A 2,927-nucleotide genomic window follows, 5' to 3' on the forward strand; every position below is an offset into this window, starting at 1 on the left:
GTGGCCGACGGGCTGCCGGAGGGCCATTTCGATGTGGTGGTGCTCAATTCGGTGGTGCAGTACTTCCCGAGTGCGGGATATCTGCGCGACGTGATGGCCGTGGCGATGCGGTTGCTGGCACCGGGTGGGGCATTGTTCATCGGAGACGTGCGTAACCACAGCCTGCAGGGCGCGTTTCAGACCGGCGTCGCGCGGGCCCGCACCGAGGCCGCCGATGCCGCCGAGATTCGTCAACGCGTTCAGCGCGCTGTGCTCGGCGAGCCCGAATTACTGTTGGCCCCAGAGTTTTTCACTACCTGGGCTGCCGACCAGCCGTCGGCGGCCGGACTCGGCATCGAAGTCAAACGCGGGATGGCCGACAACGAGCTCAACCGGTATCGCTACGACCTCGTTGTCTATAAGTCCCCGGCACCGGTGCGCTCACTGGCCGGCGCGGACAGCTGGGCGTGGGCCCACTGCTCGGGCCTGGACGGGTTGCATACCCGGTTGATGTCTGAGCGTCCGGGCGCCGTTCGTGTCACCGGTGTTCCCCGCGCCGGAGTGAGCAGCGACGTCGACATCGAACGCGGCCTGGCCGCCGGGCTACCGTTAGCCGAGGCATTGGCCCACGCCGACGACGCCAACGCCGTTGTCCCCGAACAACTGCACCGCCTTGGTGAGACCGCCGGATATCGCGTCGCGGTCACCTGGAGCGCTCAACCCGGCACTGTGGATGCGGTGTTCATCGCTGCAGCTGACGCTGAGCACACCTCGGCGCTGACCGATCTGTATCTGCCACCTGTCGGGTCCCACCAAGTCACTAGTTACGCCAATGACCCGCAGACCAACGCCAAAGTCACCGCGGTGCGTCAGCAGTTGAGTGCGTGGTTGCCCGAATACATGGTGCCGACGCACATTGTGGTGCTCGACGAGTTCCCGATGACGTCCTCGGGCAAGATCGACCGGAAAGCCTTGCCGGCACCCGTGTACCAGGGTGCGGATAGTTACCGCGCCCCGAGTACCCCCACCGAGGAGATCCTGGCCGGCATCTACGCCCAGGTGCTGGGGCTGGACCGGGTCGGGGTCGACGATTCGTTCTTCGATTTGGGTGGGGATTCGCTGTCGGCGATGCGTCTGATCGCGGCGGTCAACACCGGTCTGGATGCCGATATTTCGGTGCGTGCGGTGTTCGAGGCACCCACGGTTGCCCAGTTGGCGCCGCGCATCGGCAAGGGCGGGGGCCTGGAGCCGCTGAGGCCGGTCGAGCGGCCGGCGGTGGTGCCGTTGTCGTTTGCCCAGGGCCGGATGTGGTTTACCGACCAGTTGCAGGGGCCGTCACCGGTTTACAACGTGGTGGTGCCGTTGCGGCTGGGCGGGGGCCTGGACGCCAAGGCGCTGGGTGCGGCGCTGGCCGATGTGGTGGGCCGCCACGAGAGCCTGCGCACGCTGTTCCCGGCAATCCAGGGGGTGCCCCAACAGCTGGTGGTGCCCGCCGAGCAGGCCGACTTCGGCTGGGACGTCATTGATGCCACCGGCTGGCCCGCAGACCGGCTGGGTGAAGCGATCGTCGCCGCGGTGCGCTACCGGTTTGACCTGGCCACCGAGATCCCTTTGCAGGCACGGCTTTTCCGCGTCGCCGACGACGAGCATGTGCTGGTGGCCGTGCTGCACGAAATCGCCGCCGACGGCTGGTCGACGATGCAGCTACTGCGTGACCTAGGTCTGGCTTACACCAGCCGGTGCGCGGGGCGGGCCCCCGGCTGGGCGCCATTGCCGGTGCAGTATGTCGACTACACGCTGTGGCAGCGCGCGCAGTTCGGCGACCTCGACGACAGTGAAAGTCGCATCGCCGCGCAGCTGGCTGCCTGGGAGCAGACGCTGGCCGGGATGCCCGAGCGACTGCAGCTGCCCACCGACCGGCCCTACCCGCCGGTGGCCGATCAGCGCGGCGCCCGGGTGGCGGTGGAGTGGCCCGCTCTGTTGCAGCAGCACATTGCTCGGGTGGGCCGCGAGCACAACGCGACGGGTTTCATGGTGATGCAGGCCGCGCTGGCGGTGCTGCTGTCCAAGCTCAGCGCCAGCAGCGACGTGGCGGTGGGGTTCGCGATCGCCGGTCGGCGCGATCCCGCACTCGACGAGCTGGTGGGCTTTTTTGTCAACACCTTGGTGCTGCGGGTCGATCTGACCGGTGATCCCACGATGGCCGAGCTGCTGGCCCAGGTGCGACGGCGCAGCCTGGCCGCCTACGAGCACCAGGATGTGCCCTTCGAGGTGCTCGTGGAGCGGCTCAACCCGACCCGATCATTGGCCCATCACCCGCTGGTTCAGGTGATGTTGGGCTGGAACAACTTCCCCGGACAGGTCAACGTCCCCGCGACCGGGCTGACTGTGGGCGATCTTCAGGTCAAGCCGCTGGCCGCGGATACCCAGACCGCGAAAATGGATCTGGTCTTCTTCCTCAAGGAAAACTGGACCGAGGCCGGTGCGCCCGCCGGGATTTCCGGACACGTGGAATTTCGCACCGACGTGTTCGACGCGGACACCATCCAGGCGTTGATCGCGCGGCTGCACCGAGTGTTGATGGCGCTCACCGCCGACCCCACCCGGCGGCTCTCGTCGGTGGATCTGCTGGATGCGGGTGAGCACGCCCGGCTGGAAGAGCTTGGTAATAAAGCGGTTTTGGCTAGCCCGTCGAGTGTTTCGGTGTCGGTGCCGGAATTGTTCGCCACGCACGTGACCCGCACCCCGGACGCCGTGGCGCTGGTGTGCGAGGGCCTGTCGGTGACCTACCGAGAGCTGGATGAAGCCTCGAACCGGTTGGCGCATTGTCTCGCGGATGCGGGCGCGGGTCCGGGACAGACTGTGGCACTGCTGTTTTCGCGGTCGGCCGAGGCCATCGCGTCGATCCTGGCGGTGCTCAAGACGGGGGCGGCGTATCTGCCGATCTC

General features: G+C 67.1%; 1 protein-coding gene. It reads left to right on the forward strand.

What is annotated here, in order from left to right:
- On the forward strand, positions 1-2,927 hold a 2,927-nt coding region (locus tag A5760_RS11150; RefSeq protein WP_155764297.1), incomplete at both ends, for a condensation domain-containing protein.

This window comes from Mycobacterium colombiense (assembly GCF_001665835.1).
Classification (GTDB): domain Bacteria; phylum Actinomycetota; class Actinomycetes; order Mycobacteriales; family Mycobacteriaceae; genus Mycobacterium; species Mycobacterium colombiense_A.